Below are 15,789 nucleotides of genomic sequence, written 5' to 3' on the forward strand. Positions count from 1 at the left end.
ATGAGCGATCCCGTCCGCATCATCGAGATGGGGCCGCGCGACGGCCTCCAGAACGAGAAGACGCCCGTCAGCGTGGAGGCCCGCATCGCCTTCATCGAGGCGCTGGTTGCTGCCGGCCTCGACACGGTCGAGGTCGGCGCCTTCGTCTCGCCCAAGGCGATCCCGCAGATGGTGAGCTCGGATGCCGTGCTGCGCGGCGTTGCCCACGTGACCGGCGCGGAATTCCACGTGCTGGTGCCGAACGAGAAGGGTTATGACGCCGCGCGTGCCGCCGGCGCAAAGGTGGTCTCCGTGTTCGCGGCGGCCTCCGAGGGCTTTTCGCGCGCCAACATCAACTGCACGGTTGCGGAGTCCATCGAGCGGTTCAAGCCGGTGCTGGCGCGCGCCAGGGCCGACGGCGTGAAGGTGCGCGGCTATATCTCCTGCGTGCTCGGCTGTCCCTTTGACGGCGAGATCAAGCCGACGGCGGTTGCCGATCTTGCGAGCACGCTGTGGGAGCTCGGCTGCTACGAGATCTCGCTCGGCGACACCATCGGCGTCGGCACGCCTGATAAGGCCAAGGCGATGCTGCGCGCGGTGGCCGCCAATATTCCCGCCGCAAAGCTCGCGATGCATTTCCACGACACCTACGGCCAGGCGCTGGCCAATCTCTATGCCGGCCTGGCGGAGGGTGTCCGCGTCATCGACGCTGCCGCGGGCGGCCTCGGCGGCTGCCCCTACGCGCCGGGTGCGACGGGCAATGTCGCGACCGAGGATGTCGTCTATATGCTCGAGGGCATGGGCGTGACGACCGGCGTCGATATGGAGAAGCTGCTGGCGGCGACCAATACGATGAGCGGCGTGCTCGGCAAGCCGCCAGTAAGCCGCGTGGCGTCGGCGCTGAATGCGAAGAAGAAGCGAGCGGTATCGTAGCTCTCGTAGGGTGGGCAAAGGCGCGTAGCGCCGTGCCCACCATCTCTCGGTAATCGCATTCGCGAGTGGTGGGCACGCTGCGCTTTGCCCACCCTACGAGAGCTTGATCGCCTCTACCTGCTCCCGTCCGGCCCCATCACCAGGTCCGGCAGCCAGGTCGAGATATCAGGCACGAGGCAGAGCAGCAGCACGGCGCCCATCATCAGCAGCACGAAGGGCAGCGTGCCCCAGATCACTTCGCTCAGCGAGATGTCCGGCGCGACGTTGCGGATGACGAAGATGTTGAGGCCGACGGGGGGATGGATCAGACCCATCTCCATCACGATGGTCATGACCACGCCGAACCAGATGATGTCGAAATTGGCGGCGCGCAACGGCGGCAGGATGATCGGTGCGGTCATGAGAATGATCGAGACCGGCGGCAGGAAGAAGCCGAGCACGACCACCATGACGAGGATCGCAAACAGCAGCCCCCAGCGCGGCAGATGCATGGCGACGACGGATTCGGCGGCCGATTGCGAGATATGGAGATAGCTCATCACGTAGGAATAGAGCAGCGACATGCCGATGATCATCATCAGCATGGTCGATTCCCGGATCGTCGACTTCATGATCGGGCCAAGATCGCTCGGCCGCCACACGCCGTAGATCGCCGCGATCAATCCCAGCGCCAGCAGGCCACCGAGGCCGGCGGTCTCCGACGGCGTGGCATAGCCGCCATAGAGTGCGGCCATGACGCCGGTCAGCAGCAGGACGAAAGGGAGCACGCGCGGCAGCACGTTGAAGCGCTCGGCAAGCGTATATTCGTCGCGGGCGAGGATCGCGGCTTCCGGGCCGCCGTTCTTGTAGGCTGCTTCGGCCGCGGCATATTCCTGACGGAAGCGGATCACGGCATAACCGCCGAACAGCGAGACCAGCAGCAATCCGGGGCCGATGCCGGCGAGAAACAGGCGTCCCAGCGATTTCTCCGCGGCGACCGCGAACAGGATCATGGTGATCGAGGGCGGCAGCAGGATGCCGAGCGTACCGCCGGCGGCGATGATGCCGGCTGCGAAGCCGCCGGAGTAGCCGCGCTTGCGCATCTCGGGGATGCCGGCCGAGCCGATCGCCGAGCAGGTCGCGGGCGAGGAACCCGCCATCGCCGCAAACAGCGCGCAGGCGAAGACGTTGGCAACGCCGAGGCCGCCGGGCACCCGATGCAGCCAGGCGTGCAGCGCCGAATAGAGATCCTGGCCGGCGCGCGATTTTCCGATCGCCGCACCCTTCAGGATGAAGAGCGGGATCGACAGCAGCGTGATCGAGGCCATCTCCTCGTAGACGTTCTGCGTCACCGTATCCAGCGATGCCGCGGGCATGTAGATGCCCATGAACACGACCGCGACCGCGCCGAGCGCGAACGCAATCGGCATGCCCGAAAACATCACGAGCAGCGTCGCGACCCCGTAAGCGATACCGATACCGAAAACGCTCATGAACGCTTGGCTCCCGCGAACGGCAGCGCCAGCTGCACGAGGATCTGGACGCAGAGCAGGCTCATGCCAAGCGCCATCAGGGAATAGGGAATGGCCAGAGGCGGCGACCACATCGAGTTCGAGACCTGGCCGTCGACATATGCTTCATGCGCCAGCGTCCACGACTTCCAGGCGAAGAAGACGCAGAACAGGAACGTCACGGCGTCGACGATCCAGAGCCGGATCCGGTTCGCCAGCGGCGAGAGCAGGCCGACGAAGGCCTCGATGCCGATATGGCCGCGATTCTGCTGCACATAGGCCGCCGTCATGAAGGTCGCGCCGACCAGCAGGAACACAGCGGCTTCGTCCTGCCAGTAATTGGCGGCCTTGAACAGCGCGCGGCTCAGCACGCTGTAGCTCAGGATGGCGCAGGCTGCGACCAGCGCCAGCGCGGCGAACGCGACGATGATGCGATTGAGGACGGCGAGGCCGCGATCGAGCGCCGCCGCAAGGCCGGTCCTTGCGGCGGCATTCGCCGTGTCGTCACGATCCGGGAGCGGACCGTGGCTCATGCAGCGACGTCGGAGGCGAGCTTGAGCAGATTCGCAGCGGTCGCGGTCTTGGCGCCGTAATCCTTCCACGCGGTGTCGCGGGCGATGTCGCGCCACTTGCCGACCGTCGCGGCATCCAGCGCCGAGACCTTTGCGCCGGCCTTCTCGTAGACCTTGGCGACCTCGACGTCGTCATCCTGCGCGCCCTTGCGGCCGAACGCCTCGAGCTCCTCGCCGACGGCGACCAGAACGTCCTGCTGGTTCTTCGGCAGCTTGTCGAAGATCGCCTTCGACATCATCAGAGGCTCCAGCATGAACCAGTAGGATGCGCCCGCGCCCGAGGTCAGCGACTTCGCTACTTCTTCGAGCCGGAACGAGATCAGGCTGGTGGAGGAGGTGATGCCGGCGTCGCAGGCGCCGGTCTGCATCGCCGCGTAGATTTCGTTCGAGGGCACCGACAGCACCGAGGCGCCGGCGGTCTGCAGCACCATGTCCATCTCGCGCGAGCCGCCGCGCACCTTCATGCCCTTCGCATCCTCGGGAGCGACGATCGGCTTGGAGCGGCTGGCGACGCCGCCGGCCTGCCATACCCAGCTCAGGAGGATAATGCCCTTGTCGGCGAGGAAGTCGGTCAGCGCCTTGCCGACCGGCTCCTTCTTCCAGCGCATGCCCTGGTCGTAGGTGGTGACGAGGCCGGGCATCAAGCCGATATTGGTCTCCGGCAATTCGCCGCCGGCGTAGGGCATCGGATACAGCGAGATGTCGAGTGCGCCCTTGCGCATCGCCGAGAACTGCGCGTTGGTCTTGATCAGCGAGGAATTCGGATAGATTTCGGCGGCGATGTCGCCGTTGCTGCGCTTACTGACTTCGGCGGCGAACATGCGGCAGAGCCGGTCGCGGAAATCGCCCTTGTCGATGGTGCCGCCGGGGAATTGATGCGAGATCTTCAGCGTGGTCGCGGCATGCGCAGTACCGATGCCGAAGCGGAGAATGGCGGGCGCGGCGACGGCGATCGCGAGCAGATGGCGGCGGGTAAGCATGACGTGATCCCCTTGGACTGTTTTCTTGTTGGCAGGATCGGGTTTTGAGGCCGGCCCAGGGCCCATTCTAGCCGGTCTTCCACCCGATATTCTCTCATCTGATAGTTCGAGATCGAATGCGGCTGCAAGTCGCGTCGTTGCTGCGACGCACACGCGGCTTTGCCCTGTTCCGGGCATTAGCACGATTGGCGAGCAGGGGCACCGGCCTGACAGAAAAAAAGTCCGCAACGTCGCGTAACAAGCCTGCGCGTCGATCCGTCGAGATTGTGTAGCGGCACAAGTCGCTGGCAAACACCATCTTGAAGGGATTATTTCTCATGACCATTCGCACCCGCATCGTGCTCGGCGTCTCGGCTGCCGCTCTCTCGCTTGGCTTGGCGCTGTCGCCGGCCGCGTTCGCCCAGGACAAGATGGGCAAGGACGACGGCATGATGAAGAAGGACACGATGTCCAAGGACGGCATGAAGAAGGACACCATGTCCAAGGACGACGGCATGAAGAAAGACACGATGTCGAAGGATGGCATGAAGAAAGACGACGGCATGAAGAAGAACTGATCTCTTGCCGTCGTGCCGGGCGCCTCGAGGGGGCGAGCCCGGCATGCGCTGCTCCGATTTCGGTCGAGGGCCTGACAACGTACGCGCGCGTTCGCGCGGACGTGGCTGGTCCGTACCGTCAGGATTTGACCTGAAGCACGTGCGCTTCAGGTCAAATTTTGTTGAAGGTCACTTCCGCTTGGACTTGCGGGCGGCGTAACGCGCGTCGCGCTTGGCCTTTTGCTCGGCCTCGACCTCAGCCGCCTTTGCTGCCGCTTCTTCCGCTTCGCGGGCGATCCGCGCGGCTTCCAGCGCTGCGGCCTCTTCCTCGCGACGCTTCTGCTCGGCCTTTTCCGCATCGCGCGCAGCCTTCGCTTCGGCGCGCTTGACCGCGAGAGCCTCGCGCTCGGCACGCTTCGCCACAACCGCGGGATCATCAGGCCCAGGCTGCGACTTGAATTTGTTCAAAAGATTCTTGCGCGCTTCCTGCGCCGCCTTTTGCCGGTCTGAAAACCCGGGTTCCCTAAATCCACTCACGGGCCTTGCCTTCCTCGCTTTCAATCCTACATCGGTGACTGTTGGTACGTCGGCTGGGCACAAGCAGGCACCACGCGACGCAGAAGCGTGTACATCGTCACGCGCCGCGAAGCCACCCATAATCGCAGCCGATCAGGTCAACGAAAATCGCTCGACCAGCCGATCCTTCGTAGCCCGGAAAAACTGCCGAATTGTGATGTCCCTCATAAGGGCACCCCAACGGCGGCGCCTAGCGTCCGCCACGAGACGGAGCACGGGCATGATCTTTTTCCGGCTGAGCCTGAAGGCCCTTGCAATCACGGCCGCCGCAGTGGCGGTGACAGGTGCGGTGCTGTTACTTGCCCGCCCGCAGCCCATCGAGAGCACCGTTCTAGGGGCCGCATGGGAGTGCACCCAGACCGCCTTCATCCTGACCAGCTGCGCGCCGCGCCGGCAGCAGGCGATCCCGGCGGTCGAGACCTCGCGCAAGGAGGCGCTGAGGGCGACCAGGGGCTAAGCGGCGAGGGGCAGGGCAGGATGTGACGCGACGTCGCAGAGGTGATAAAGGGCCTCACCGCGCGACAAGGTCCCCAAATCCAAGTAGCCATGTCCAAGCCTGATCCTGCCAACAAGCCCGGCGCGCCGCCAAAACCCCAATCCGGCGACAGTCGGCGCGGCGCAATCGCGGGTCTGATCATCGCCGCTGTCATCCTCGGTGTCGGGCTGTGGCTCGCCCGCGACCTCACGGCCGCCAGCAAGATGCAGGACTGCCTGATGTCGGGGCGAAGCAATTGCAATGTGATCGAGCCTGCCCGCTAGGCCGGTCTCGCCGGACACGCCCGAACGAAAAATTGCCGTGATCTTAATCATTTGTAACGGGACATAGCCGACCTGTCGGGGTCAATTTGACAGGCCGGTCATGTCCGTCGGCATCACCCAGGCGCGATCCGAATCGTCTATCGCGCGTGGACTACGGCAATTGCGAAAGTTGAGGGGGGTAAGCGCGCATGAGTGCGTCCAGCCGCATGAAGATCATCATTCCCATAGTTTCGGCCATGGCGTTGCTGGCAGTGTCAGCGCAAGCGCAGGACGCAGCGCCGCCGAAGGGCACCGGCCAGCCGCCAGGGCAGGGCGCAGGTAGCCCACCCCCCGCCAATCCGAACATGCGCAAGGGTCCTCCGCCGCAACAGGCCGTGCACCCCGCGCCTCAGCCCGGCGGCCAGGCCCACATGGCTCCAGGCCCAGGTTCGGGAGCAGCTCCAGGCCCGCATGGTCCCGGGCCGCGTAATGCCGGTGGCCCGCCGCCGGGACCCGGTCGCTACATGGCACGCGGTCCGGCACCGGCGCGCGACTGGGGCGGCCACGCCTATCGCGGCAATCTTGCCTGGGACGGCGGACGCTGGCGCCACGAGGTCCACAACGGCCGTCCGGGCTGGTGGTGGGATGTCGGCGGCGTTTGGTACTATTATCCGCAGCCGATGGACGGCCCGCCCGCCTACATTTCCGAAGACTATATCGACGACGTGCCGGTGGCCTACGCACCGCCGGGTCCGCCGGTCGCCTACGAACCGCCGCCGCCGGCACCAGATCCGGGCGCGAGCGCGCTCGGCGGCGCCATCGTCGGCGGCGTCCTTGGCGGCCTGATTTCCGGCAACGCCTCGGGGGCGGCCGCAGGTGCCGTGATCGGCGGCGCGACTGGCGCCATCGCCGGTGCCACCGCTGCTTCGCGCCCCGGCTACTACTTCGCACAAGGTAATTGCTATTACCGCTATCCGAGCGGTCAGTATGTGCAGGCCGATCCGCGAGCCTGCTACTGAACGGCTCACGGCGACATCCGGCATGAATGGGGCGGGCCCGGTGCCCGCCTCAACGTTGCGGCGACACGCGATAACTGTCCCAACTTTTCTCTGGCGCTCCCCGCGGCAGCGCGCGGCGCTCACAACAGTCGCGTCGGGACGTCGGCACCTCAAATTCGTCGCGGTAATATCGTGCGGAAGCGCGCACGCGGTGCGACGTCCACCGCAATCATACGGACGAAATTGCCACGCCCTTGTCCATATCGGCCGGTTAAAGTTGCCCGCATGTGCACGAAGTACGACCCTCAGCATGAAGCCGAGGCAGCAATGAAGCGCGCCGCGGCGTCCGAAGGCCCCGACCGGCAACGCCTCATCGAACTGGCCTTGGCGTGGCATCAACTCGCTCGCGATCGGCGCGACGACGAGCGAAGGGCCGATTTTCGTCTGACAGACAAGTCGACCCGGTTCGGGTCTTAGCACCAGTCATGAGAAAGCCCCGTGCTCGGGGGGATTTGCGAAACGCGCCGTTAAGACATGCGCGGCACTACGTTTTGCGGTCGCGATTCGTGCTTTGGGAACGAAGCAGAGTCGGACCGTGAACAAACGGAATGCTGGACCATTCGGGGCCCAAGTTAGAATCGCTCGACCGCCGTCGGCTGCTGCTGCTGGTCTCGATGCGCGCAGGCCTGAACGGCGGAGGCGAGCTGATGTTGGCTCATCGCGACGTCGGCAATGGACGCCTGCGCGAGCTCGATCCGCTTTGCGATCACGCTGGAGTTAACGTCCACGATTGCGTCGAGCGCCAGAAACGACATCGCGACGATCGCCACCGCAACGGCGATCCCCATTCTCGTCAATTCCGTTCGCGGCATCGACAATCCCTAGTCGGGCGCAGTTTGCCCGCCGCGCATAGATAGGGCGCACCCGCACGGTTCAAAGACCGGGGCGAGGGCACCCACGCGTTCGTGAAAGGCCGCGAATTGCAATTGGGCGTCACGCCGTGGCGTCGATCACGAACGCCGGCACCGGTCGACAAAATCAGGGCTGGCGATCCCGGCAGGAATCGAACCTGCAACCCTCAGAGTAGAAATCTGATGCTCTATCCAGTTGAGCTACGGGACCGTCCTGGGCCACCCCGGTTCGGGGGCTGGCCGTCATATATCATGCCAATAGGAAAAATCTGGTGCTTCGCCAAGCCTGAACCGAACCGTTTTCCAGGGAGCGGCGACAAAGCGGAACGGCGGAGTGTCAGGGTGCCGGGTCGAGCGGCAGCGTACTGGACGATGGATCACATCGCCGGGGGCGCTGACTAGCTTCCGGGACACGGCTGCCGGACGACTGGTCCGATATTGCTGCGCCCCAGGACGGCGTGCGCGGCGATATTTCGATCGGTCTCCTCTGGGCGTGCCTTGGGGCGTGACTTGCCATGGTGAATGCGACGATTTGCACCTTTGGTTCCATCGCCTTGAGTCCGTCACCTTTCCGCGCACTTTATCACCGCCGCGGCGTTCGTCCGCGATTTCCGGGAGTCCCTTCATGATCGGTCTGGTTCGCGCCGTCACCATCTGCGCAACGCTGGCGCTTGGGCTTTGCGCCGCGCAAGCCGCAGACAAGGCGTTCAAGCGCGACGATCTCGCCGATTCCGCCATCAAGCTGGAGGCGCAGATCAAGAGCGAGGCGGGGCTGGTCGCCAAGACCGGGGCGACCTTGCGCACCGACGCGGATGCCGCCTTCAAGCGCACCGATTACCGCACCGGGCTCTCGGTGCTCGGCCAGATCGCCGCCGTCACGCCTGAGGACGCCGGCAACTGGCTGCGGCTCGCAAAAGTCATCTTCCAGATCACGCCGAAGAGCTCGAGCGAGCAGACCTTCCTGCTGGAGCGCGCCTCGACCGCTGCCTACATCGCTTACATGCGCGCCGGCAATCCGGGTGAGGAGGCGGATGCGCTCGCCGTGCTCGGCAAGTCGCTCTCCGAACGCAAACTGTGGCGGCCGGCGCTGGATGCGCTGCGGCTGTCGCTCGATATGCGCGAGGTCGCCGATGTTCGCGGCAATTACGAGAAGCTGCGCGACGAGCACGGCTTCCGGCTGCTCGATTATACCGTGGACTCGGATTCGGCGAGCCCGCGTGCCTGCTTCCAGTTCTCGGAAGAGCTCGCCAAGCGCACCGACTTCGCGCCGTTCCTTGCGCTTGCCGGCCAGGACAAGCCGGCCCTGTCGGCCGAGGGCAGGCAGCTCTGCGTCGACGGGCTGAAGCACGGCGAGCGCTACAACATCAATCTGCGCGCCGGCCTGCCGTCGACCGTGAAGGAAGGCCTGCCGAAATCGGCCGAGTTCAACATCTATGTGCGCGACCGCAAGCCGTTCGTGCGCTTCACCAGCCGCGCCTATGTGCTGCCGCGCACGGGCCAGCGCGGCATTCCCGTGGTCAGCGTCAACACGCCAGCGGTTACCGTCAACGTGTTCCGGATCGGCGATCGCAATTTGATCAACACGGTGGTCGACAGCGACTTCCAGAAGACGCTGTCAAAGTACCAGCTCAGCGATCTTGGCGGCGAGCGCGGCGTAAAGGTCTGGTCCGGTGAGCTCGCGACTGCGACGACGCTGAACCAGGACGTCATCACCGCTTTTCCGGTCGACCAGGCGCTCGGTGAGCTCCAGCCCGGCGTCTATGTGATGACGGCAGCGGCCAAGGGCCCGGGCAGCGACGACGATTACCAGCTCGCCACCCAATGGTTCATCGTCTCCGATCTCGGCGTCACGGCCTATTCCGGCAATGACGGCATCCACGTGTTCGTCAACTCGCTGGCCTCGACCGATCCGGTCGGCAAAGCCGAGGTACGGCTGGTCGCCCGCAACAACGAGATTTTGGCGACGCGCAAGACCGACGAGAGCGGCCACGTGCTGTTCGAGGCGGGGCTGGCGCGCGGCGAGGGCGGCCTGTCGCCGGCGATGCTGACCGTCACAAGCGAGAAGGCCGACTACGCCTTCCTCAGCCTGAAGACCTCGGCCTTCGACCTGTCCGACCGCGGCGTTGCGGGCCGCGCGGTGCCCGCGGGCGCCGACGCTTTCGTCTATGCCGAGCGCGGCGTCTATCGCTCCAGCGAGACGGTCTATCTCACCGCACTGCTGCGCGACGGGCAGGGCAATGCCGTCAATGGTGGACCGCTGACCCTGGTGATCGAGCGCCCCGACGGCGTCGAATTCCGCCGCGCCGTGCTAGCCGACCAGGGCGCCGGCGGCCGCACGCTTGCCGTGCCGCTGAACTCGGCCGTTCCGACCGGCACCTGGCGGGTGCGCGCCTTCACCGATCCGAAGGGCTCATCGGTCGGCGAGACCACATTCATGGTCGAGGACTACGTCCCCGATCGGATCGAATTCGACTTGTCGGCCAAGGACAAGCTGATCAAAGCTAACGCTCCTGTGGAGCTTAAGGCCGACGGTCATTTCCTCTATGGCGCGCCCGCATCCGGCCTTCAGCTCGAGGGCGACATGCTGATCGCGCCCGCGAGCGAACGCCCCGGCTATGCGGGCTACCAGTTCGGCGTCGATGACGAGCAGACGACGTCGAACGAGCGCACCCCGCTGGAGAACCTGCCGGAAGCCGATGCCAATGGCGTTGCCACGTTCCCGGTGACGCTGCAGAAGCAGCCGGCCTCGACGCGTCCGCAGGAGGCGCAGATCTTCGTCCGCATGGTCGAGACCGGCGGCCGCGCCGTCGAGCGCAAGCTCGTGCTCCCGGTTGCGCCGGCGACTGGGCTGATCGGCATCAAGCCGCTCTTTGGCGACAAGAACGTCGCGGAAGGCGACAAGGCCGAGTTCGACATCGTGTTCGTCTCGCCCGAGGGCAAGACGCTTCCCCGCGACGGGTTGCGCTACGAGCTCCTGAAGATGGAGTCGCGCTACCAATGGTACCGCCAGAACAATTACTGGGAGTATGAGCCGGTCAAGTCGACATCGCGCGTCGCCGACGGCGACGTCACCATTGCCGCCGACAAGCCAACGCGGATCACGCTGGCGCCCAAGCCCGGTCGCTACCGGCTCGACGTGAAGTCGAACGATGCAGACGGCTCCGTGACTTCGGTGCAGTTCGACGTCGGCTGGTATTCCGACGGCAGCGCCGATACGCCGGACCTGCTGGAGACCTCGATCGACAAGCCGCAATACACCTCCGGCGATACCATGACCGTCTCGGTCAATGTCCGCTCCGCCGGCAAGCTCACCGTCAACGTGCTCGGCGATCGCCTGCTGACGACGCAGACCGTCGACGTCAAGGAAGGCACCGCGCAGATAAAACTTCCGGTCGGCAAGGACTGGGGCACGGGCGCCTATGTGGTGGCGACGCTGCGCCGTCCGCTCGATGCGGCAGCCCAGCGCATGCCGGGCCGCGCCATCGGCCTGAAATGGTTCGGCATCGACAAGCAGACGCGTACGCTCCAGGTCAAGCTGACGCCACCGGCGTTGATCCGGCCGAACGCGATGCTGAAGATTCCGGTCAAGCTCGACGGGCTCAATCCGGGCGAGGACGCCAAAATCGTGATCGCTGCGGTCGATGTCGGCATTCTCAACCTCACCAATTACAAGCCGCCGGCGCCGGATGATTATTATCTCGGCCAGCGCCGCCTGAGCGCGGAGATCCGCGATCTCTATGGGCAACTGATCGACGGCATGTCGGGCACGCGCGGCCAGATCAAGTCAGGCGGCGACGCCGGCGCTGCCGAGCTCCAGGGCTCGCCGCCCGCGCAGAAGCCGCTCGCGCTCTATTCGGGCATCGTCACCGTCGGCGCCGACGGCAGTGCGGAAGTGAGCTTCGATATTCCGGAGTTCGCCGGCACCGCGCGCGTGATGGCGGTGGCGTGGACCGCGACCAAGCTCGGTCGCGCCAACACGGACGTGGTGATCCGCGATCCCGTGGTGCTGACCACGACCCTGCCGCGCTTCCTGCTCAATGGCGACCACGGCACGGTCAATCTCGAGATCGACAATGTCGAGGGCGAGGGCGGCGACTACATCATCGACGTGAAGACCGGCGGTCCGGTGAAGATGACCGGCAATGCCGCAACCACGGTCAAGCTCGCCGCCAAGCAGCGCAATTCGTTCACGCTTGCGCTCGACGCGACCGCGGCAGGGAAGGCGACGCTCGACGTCGACATCAAGGGACCGAACGGCCTTGCGCTCGCGCGCCACTATGCGCTTGACGTCAAGGCGGCAACGCAAGTGCTGGCACGGCGCTCGATCCGGACGCTGGCGAAGGGCGAGAGCCTGACGCTGACATCGGACATGTTCTCCGACCTGGTGCCGGGCACCGGCAGCGTCTCGGTCTCGGCGAGCCTGTCGACCGCACTCGATGCGGCGACGATCCTCAAGGCGCTCGACCGCTATCCCTATGGCTGCTCGGAGCAGATCACGAGCCGCGCCATGCCGCTGCTCTACGTCAACGACCTCGCGGCCGGGGCACATCTTGCGATGGACACCGAAGTCGATAGCCGCATCCGGGACGCGATCGAGCGGCTCCTGGCCCGTCAAGGATCCAACGGCTCGTTCGGCCTGTGGTCGGCGGGCGGCGAAGATGCCTGGCTCGATGCCTATGTGACGGACTTCCTCACCCGCGCCCGCGAAAAGGGTTTTGTGGTGCCGGACGTCCTGTTCAAGAACGCGCTGGATCGTATCCGCAACTCGGTGGTCAACGGCAATGAGCCGGAGAAGGATGGTGGCCGTGATCTCGCCTACGGCCTCTATGTGCTGGCCCGCAATGGCGCTGCTCCCATCGGCGACCTCCGCTATCTCGCGGATACCAAGCTGAACAATCTGGCGACGCCGATCGCCAAATCCCAGCTCGCGGCAGCGCTCGCTTTGGTCGGCGATCGCAACCGTGCGGAGCGGGTCTATGGCGCGGCGCTCGATAGCCTCGCGCCAAAGCCGGTGCTGGAGTTCGGTCGCACCGACTACGGCTCGCAGCTGCGCGATGCCGCAGCACTGGTCTCGCTCGCAAGCGAAGGCAACGCGCCGAAGGCGACGCTGACGCAAGCCGTGATGCGGGTCGAAACCGCGCGCGGGCTCACGCCCTACACCTCGACGCAGGAGAATGCGTGGCTGGTGCTGGCGGCGCGGGCGCTGGCCAAGGAAAACCTCTCGATCGAGGTCGACGGCCAGAGCGTCAAGACCGCGCTCTACCGCAGCTACAAGGCGGACACGCTGAGCGGCAAGCCGCTAAAGATCACCAATACCGGCGACGCGCCGGTGCAGGCGGTGATCTCGGTGTCGGGCTCTCCGGTCACGCCGGAGCCGGCTGCATCGAACGGCTTCAAGATCGAGCGCAATTACTTCACGCTCGACGGCAAGCCCGCCGATATCAGCAAGGTCAAGCAGAACGATCGCTTCGCCGTGGTGTTGAAGATTACGGAGGCGAAGCCCGAGTACGGCCACATCATGGTGTCCGACTATCTCCCGGCAGGTCTTGAGATCGACAATCCCAAGCTGGTGTCGTCGGGTGACAGTGGCACCCTGGACTGGATCGAGGACGGCCAGGAGCCGGAAGATACCGAGTTCCGCGACGACCGCTTTACGGCGGCCGTGGATCGCGCCTCGGACTCCAAGGCGGTCTTCACCGTCGCCTATGTCGTGCGCGTGGTCTCGCCCGGCAAATACGTGCTGCCGCAGGCCTATGTCGAGGACATGTACAACCCCTCGCGCTACGGCCGCACTGGCACGGGCACTGTCGAGGTGCGGGCGGCGAAGTGAGTGTTTGGAATGACTGATGCTCCGAACGAGCCAGCAACTCCGCCGTCATGCCCGGGCAAAAGCGCGAAGCGCGTCTTCGCGCGGACGTCCCGGGCATCCACGGACTTTGGTGCCGCGAGTCAGAACGTGGATGGCCGGGACAAGCCCGGCCATGACGGAGTGCGGGGATACGGTGCTCGTATCCTCTCAATAACTGCGTTCACATTCATCCTTGCCATCATCGGCTTCGTCGGCTGGGTCTATTCCCTCGGTCCGCTGCCGCTCGACGAGGCGCGCCGCGTCTCGACCACGGTCGTCGACCGCAATGGAAAGCTGCTGCGCGCCTATGCCATGGCCGACGGGCGCTGGCGGCTGCCGGTCGATGCGAAAGCCAATGTCGATCCAACCTATCTCAAGCTGTTGTTCGCCTATGAGGATCAGCGCTTCTACGCCCATGATGGCATCGATCCGCTGGCGCTGGGCCGCGCCGCGGTGCAGCTCACCACGCGCGGCCACATCGTGTCCGGCGGCTCGACCATCTCGATGCAGCTCGCCCGGCTGATGGAGCCGAGGCGGCAGCGCTCGCTCTACGCAAAACTGCACCAGATCGTGCGCGCGATCGAGCTGGAGCGGACGCTGAGCAAGGACGATATTCTCAACCTCTACCTCGCGCTCGCACCCTATGGCGGCAATCTCGAAGGTATCCGTGCCGCCTCCATCGCCTATCTCGGCAAGGAGCCGAAGCGGCTGTCACTGGCGGAAGCAGCACTTTTGGTCGCGCTGCCGCAATCGCCGGAGACGCGTCGGCTCGACCGCTATCCGGACGCCGCGCGCATCGCCCGCGATCGCGTGCTCGACCGCATGGTCGAGGAACATGTGGTCAGCGCGGACGACGCGAAGCAGGCCCAAGCCGTGCCCGTGCCAAAGCTGCGCAAGCCGATGCCGATCCTGGCGCCGCACGCGTCCGACAGCGCGCTGACAACCGTCAAGGATGCGCCGGTCATCAAGCTGACGCTGGATTCCAATCTCCAGAAAGTGCTCGAGCCCCTGGCGCGCGACCGCGCGATTGCGCTGGGGCCGAACATCTCGGTCGGCATCATCGTGGTCGACAATGAGAGCGGCGACGTGCTCGCACGCGTGGGGTCTGCCGATTATTTCGACGAGAGCCGGGCAGGGCAGGTCGACATGACCCGCGCCATCCGCTCGCCGGGCTCGACGCTGAAACCGTTCATCTACGGGCTCGCCTTCGAGGACGGTTTTGTCCACCCCGACAGCCTGATCGACGACCGTCCGGTCCGCTTCGGCTCCTACGCGCCGGAAAATTTCGACATGACGTTCCAGGGCACGGTGCCGGTGAAGAAGGCGCTGCAGCTGTCGCTGAACGTGCCGGCGATCGTGCTGCTCGACCGCGTCGGCGCGAGCCGGCTGGCCTCGCGGCTGCGGCAGGCCGGCGGCAATCTGGTTTTGCCCAAAGACGAAGCACCGGGGCTCGCGATGGGCCTTGGCGGCGTCGGCGTGACGCTGCAGGATCTCACCCAGCTCTATGCAGGCTTCGCCCGGCTCGGCACCACCAAGCCGCTGCGCGAGGTCATGGCGGCCACGGACGAGCGCGAGCCGCTTCGGCTGCTGGATCAGGTCGCGGCCTGGCAGGTCGGCAACGTGCTTCTCGGAACCCCACCGCCGGAGAACGCCGCCCACAACCGTATCGCCTTCAAGACCGGCACCTCCTATAGCTATCGCGACGCGTGGTCGGTCGGGTTCGACGGCCGCATGACGATCGGCGTCTGGGTCGGCCGGCCCGACGGCGCGCCGGTTCCTGGCTTGATTGGCCGTGTCGCCGCTGCGCCCATCCTGTTCGATGCCTTCGCGCGGACCGGCAAGACGTTGACGCCGCTGCCGAAGCCGCCCAAGGGAACCCTGGTCGCCAGCAACGCGAAGTTGCCGTTGCCGCTGAAACGGTTTCGTCCGGTCGGGGAGCTGGTCCGACCCGGCGGCGAGCAGGCGCTCCACATCCAGTTCCCGCTCAACGGCTCCCGGATCGACGTGGATCGCTCGGGCGGGGCCGAGGCTTCCGCCATGCCGGTGAAGGTCGCCGGCGGGGTGTTGCCGATGACTGTCATGGTCAACGGTACCGCGCTCGGCGAGATCGACGGGCGGCGCCAGCGCCTGATCGATCCGCCCGGCCCGGGCTTTGCACGGCTGACCGTGATCGACGCCGTTGGCGCCGCGGACACAGTTGTCATTCGAATTCAATGACTGTGGCTCAA

General features: G+C 65.5%; 12 protein-coding genes and 1 tRNA gene. 7 read left to right on the forward strand and 6 right to left on the reverse strand.

Translation table 11 applies throughout. The features are described from left to right. Positions 1-912 (forward strand): hydroxymethylglutaryl-CoA lyase, encoded by a 912-nt coding sequence (locus ABID59_RS06500; protein WP_354082819.1) that lies wholly within the window; start codon positions 1-3, stop codon positions 910-912. Positions 913-1,025: 113 nt separating this feature from the next. Here ABID59_RS06500 and ABID59_RS06505 read toward each other — a convergent pair whose 3' ends face one another. The 3 genes from ABID59_RS06505 to ABID59_RS06515 are packed head-to-tail and all read right to left on the reverse strand — an operon-like array spanning position 1,026 to position 3,954. Beyond that, the gene (locus ABID59_RS06505) at positions 1,026-2,384 is read right to left on the reverse strand and encodes a TRAP transporter large permease (RefSeq protein WP_354036855.1); all 1,359 of its coding nucleotides are present in this window, start codon (positions 2,382-2,384) and stop codon (positions 1,026-1,028) included. Next, positions 2,381-2,935, reverse strand: a complete 555-nt coding sequence (locus ABID59_RS06510) for a TRAP transporter small permease (RefSeq protein WP_354036854.1) — start codon at positions 2,933-2,935, stop codon at positions 2,381-2,383. The genes ABID59_RS06505 and ABID59_RS06510 overlap by 4 nt, the downstream gene beginning before the upstream one ends. Continuing rightward, a complete protein-coding gene (locus ABID59_RS06515) occupies positions 2,932-3,954 on the reverse strand; it encodes a TRAP transporter substrate-binding protein (RefSeq protein ID WP_354082820.1) in 1,023 nt (340 codons plus the stop codon). Before ABID59_RS06515 ends, ABID59_RS06510 begins: the two co-directional genes overlap by 4 nt. A 317-nt stretch (positions 3,955-4,271) precedes the next feature. Here ABID59_RS06515 and ABID59_RS06520 point away from each other — a divergent pair, with 317 nt between their 5' ends. Beyond that, the gene (locus ABID59_RS06520; protein WP_148753916.1) at positions 4,272-4,511 is read left to right on the forward strand and encodes a pentapeptide MXKDX repeat protein; all 240 of its coding nucleotides are present in this window, start codon (positions 4,272-4,274) and stop codon (positions 4,509-4,511) included. Positions 4,512-4,679: 168 nt separating this feature from the next. Here the strand turns inward: ABID59_RS06520 and ABID59_RS06525 are convergent, their stop codons facing one another. Further along, the gene (locus ABID59_RS06525) at positions 4,680-5,027 is read right to left on the reverse strand and encodes a DUF6481 family protein (RefSeq protein WP_354083114.1); all 348 of its coding nucleotides are present in this window, start codon (positions 5,025-5,027) and stop codon (positions 4,680-4,682) included. 259 nt (positions 5,028-5,286) lie between these two features. Here ABID59_RS06525 and ABID59_RS06530 point away from each other — a divergent pair, with 259 nt between their 5' ends. The 3 genes from ABID59_RS06530 (at position 5,287) to ABID59_RS06540 (ending at position 6,823) form a co-directional block, all read left to right on the forward strand. Beyond that, complete coding sequence (locus tag ABID59_RS06530; RefSeq protein ID WP_187435166.1) at positions 5,287-5,523, forward strand: hypothetical protein; 237 nt, start codon at positions 5,287-5,289, stop codon at positions 5,521-5,523. An 89-nt stretch (positions 5,524-5,612) separates the two neighbouring features. Beyond that, positions 5,613-5,825, forward strand: coding sequence for a hypothetical protein (locus ABID59_RS06535; RefSeq protein WP_354082821.1), 213 nt, complete (start codon positions 5,613-5,615; stop codon positions 5,823-5,825). Positions 5,826-6,013: 188 nt separating this feature from the next. Continuing rightward, the gene (locus tag ABID59_RS06540) at positions 6,014-6,823 is read left to right on the forward strand and encodes a hypothetical protein (RefSeq protein ID WP_354082822.1); all 810 of its coding nucleotides are present in this window, start codon (positions 6,014-6,016) and stop codon (positions 6,821-6,823) included. 611 nt (positions 6,824-7,434) lie between these two features. Here the strand turns inward: ABID59_RS06540 and ABID59_RS06545 are convergent. Continuing rightward, positions 7,435-7,650 (reverse strand): hypothetical protein, encoded by a 216-nt coding sequence (locus ABID59_RS06545; RefSeq protein WP_354082823.1) that lies wholly within the window; start codon positions 7,648-7,650, stop codon positions 7,435-7,437. 197 nt (positions 7,651-7,847) lie between these two features. Beyond that, positions 7,848-7,924 (reverse strand) — tRNA-Arg (locus ABID59_RS06550). Between the two features lie 414 nt (positions 7,925-8,338). Here ABID59_RS06550 and ABID59_RS06555 point away from each other — a divergent pair. Continuing rightward, positions 8,339-13,543, forward strand: a complete 5,205-nt coding sequence (locus tag ABID59_RS06555; RefSeq protein WP_354082824.1) for an alpha-2-macroglobulin family protein — start codon at positions 8,339-8,341, stop codon at positions 13,541-13,543. A gap of 126 nt (positions 13,544-13,669) precedes the next feature. Then, positions 13,670-15,778, forward strand: coding sequence for a penicillin-binding protein 1C (gene pbpC / locus ABID59_RS06560; RefSeq protein WP_354082825.1), 2,109 nt, complete (start codon positions 13,670-13,672; stop codon positions 15,776-15,778). Positions 15,779-15,789: the final 11 nt, after the last annotated feature.

The organism is Bradyrhizobium sp. S3.3.6 (genome assembly GCF_040546905.1).
Classification (GTDB): Bacteria; Pseudomonadota; Alphaproteobacteria; order Rhizobiales; family Xanthobacteraceae; genus Bradyrhizobium; species Bradyrhizobium cytisi.

What these genes read in the sequence shown, in the direction of transcription:
- ABID59_RS06500 (WP_354082819.1), top strand. Translation starts at nt 1, where the DNA reads ATGAGCGATCCCGTCCGCATCATCGAGATGGGGCCGCGCGACGGCCTC.
- ABID59_RS06505 (WP_354036855.1), bottom strand. Translation starts at nt 2,384, where the DNA reads ATGAGCGTTTTCGGTATCGGTATCGCTTACGGGGTCGCGACGCTGCTC.
- ABID59_RS06510 (WP_354036854.1), bottom strand. Translation starts at nt 2,935, where the DNA reads ATGAGCCACGGTCCGCTCCCGGATCGTGACGACACGGCGAATGCCGCC.
- ABID59_RS06515 (WP_354082820.1), bottom strand. Translation starts at nt 3,954, where the DNA reads ATGCTTACCCGCCGCCATCTGCTCGCGATCGCCGTCGCCGCGCCCGCC.
- ABID59_RS06520 (WP_148753916.1), top strand. Translation starts at nt 4,272, where the DNA reads ATGACCATTCGCACCCGCATCGTGCTCGGCGTCTCGGCTGCCGCTCTC.
- ABID59_RS06530 (WP_187435166.1), top strand. Translation starts at nt 5,287, where the DNA reads ATGATCTTTTTCCGGCTGAGCCTGAAGGCCCTTGCAATCACGGCCGCC.
- ABID59_RS06535 (WP_354082821.1), top strand. Translation starts at nt 5,613, where the DNA reads ATGTCCAAGCCTGATCCTGCCAACAAGCCCGGCGCGCCGCCAAAACCC.
- ABID59_RS06540 (WP_354082822.1), top strand. Translation starts at nt 6,014, where the DNA reads ATGAGTGCGTCCAGCCGCATGAAGATCATCATTCCCATAGTTTCGGCC.
- ABID59_RS06545 (WP_354082823.1), bottom strand. Translation starts at nt 7,650, where the DNA reads ATGGGGATCGCCGTTGCGGTGGCGATCGTCGCGATGTCGTTTCTGGCG.
- ABID59_RS06555 (WP_354082824.1), top strand. Translation starts at nt 8,339, where the DNA reads ATGATCGGTCTGGTTCGCGCCGTCACCATCTGCGCAACGCTGGCGCTT.